Source organism: Pseudomonas sp. NPDC089406, assembly GCF_044900265.1.
Lineage (GTDB): Bacteria > Pseudomonadota > Gammaproteobacteria > Pseudomonadales > Pseudomonadaceae > Aquipseudomonas > Aquipseudomonas fakonensis.
On the sequence record NZ_JBJDNC010000056.1, the window covers coordinates 5030 to 6054 of the forward strand.

Genomic DNA, 1025 nt, shown 5'->3' on the forward strand with positions numbered 1-1025 from the left:
GCAACTGGCCAGTTGGGGCAGTCGCACCTGCTCTCGCAAGTTAAGCGTGACATCGCTCGCGTGAAAACTGTGCTCAACCAGCAGGCAGGTAAGTGATCATGGCTGAAGCTGAAAAAACCGTCCGTACGCTGACTGGCCGTGTCGTCAGCGACAAAATGGACAAGACCATCACCGTTCTGATCGAGCGTCGCGTCAAGCACCCGATCTACGGTAAATACGTTAAGCGTTCGACTAAGCTGCACGCGCACGACGAATCCAACCAGTGCAAGATCGGCGACAAGGTTTCCATCCGTGAAACCCGTCCGCTGGCCAAGACCAAGTCCTGGGCACTGGTTGAAGTCCTCGAACGCGCTGTTGAAGTCTAAGGGCTAAGGGTCGGAGAAATTTTATGATTCAGACTCAATCCATGCTCGATGTGGCCGATAACAGCGGCGCTCGTCGCGTCATGTGCATCAAGGTGCTCGGCGGTTCCCACCGCCGTTACGCCGGTATCGGTGACATCATCAAAGTAACCGTCAAGGAAGCAATTCCGCGCGGTAAGGTCAAAAAAGGCCAGGTGATGACCGCTGTTGTCGTCCGTACCCGTCACGGTGTACGTCGCGCTGACGGTTCCATCATTCGTTTCGACGGCAACGCTGCTGTTCTGCTGAACACCAAGCAAGAGCCGATCGGTACTCGCATCTTCGGGCCAGTGACCCGTGAGCTTCGTAACGAGAAGTTCATGAAGATCGTCTCGCTCGCCCCTGAAGTGCTCTAAGGAGATCCGACATGCAAAAGATTCGTCGTGACGACGAGATCATCGTGATCGCCGGCAAAGACAAGGGTAAGCGCGGTAAGGTGCTGAAGGTTCTGGCTGATGACCGTCTGGTCATCGGTGGCGTGAACCTGGTCAAGCGTCATACCAAGCCTAACCCGATGGCGGGCGTTCAGGGCGGTATCGTCGAGAAAGAAGCGCCTCTGCACGCTTCCAACGTTGCCATCTTCAACGGCGAAACCAACAAGGCTGACCGCGTTGGTTTCAAAGT

At 55.6% G+C, this 1025-nt stretch carries 4 protein-coding genes; all 4 read left to right on the plus strand.

Features of this window, described 5'->3' with window-relative positions:
• On the plus strand, positions 1 to 96 hold a 96-nt coding region (gene rpmC, locus ACI2KK_RS26230), incomplete at its 5' end, for a 50S ribosomal protein L29 (RefSeq protein WP_404671258.1).
• Positions 97 to 98: 2 nt separating this feature from the next.
• Complete coding sequence (gene rpsQ, locus ACI2KK_RS26235; protein ID WP_008089812.1) at positions 99 to 365, plus strand: 30S ribosomal protein S17; 267 nt, start codon at positions 99 to 101, stop codon at positions 363 to 365.
• Positions 366 to 388: 23 nt separating this feature from the next.
• Complete coding sequence (gene rplN / locus ACI2KK_RS26240) at positions 389 to 757, plus strand: 50S ribosomal protein L14 (protein ID WP_186519374.1); 369 nt, start codon at positions 389 to 391, stop codon at positions 755 to 757.
• 11 nt (positions 758 to 768) lie between these two features.
• Positions 769 to 1025, plus strand: a 257-nt coding sequence (gene rplX / locus ACI2KK_RS26245; RefSeq protein WP_403135782.1) for a 50S ribosomal protein L24, incomplete at its 3' end; no start/stop codon positions are given.

Bases quoted from the DNA above. Each gene is read 5' to 3' on its own strand.
- rpsQ (WP_008089812.1), top strand. From the start codon at position 99: ATGGCTGAAGCTGAAAAAACCGTCCGTACGCTGACTGGCCGTGTCGTC.
- rplN (WP_186519374.1), top strand. From the start codon at position 389: ATGATTCAGACTCAATCCATGCTCGATGTGGCCGATAACAGCGGCGCT.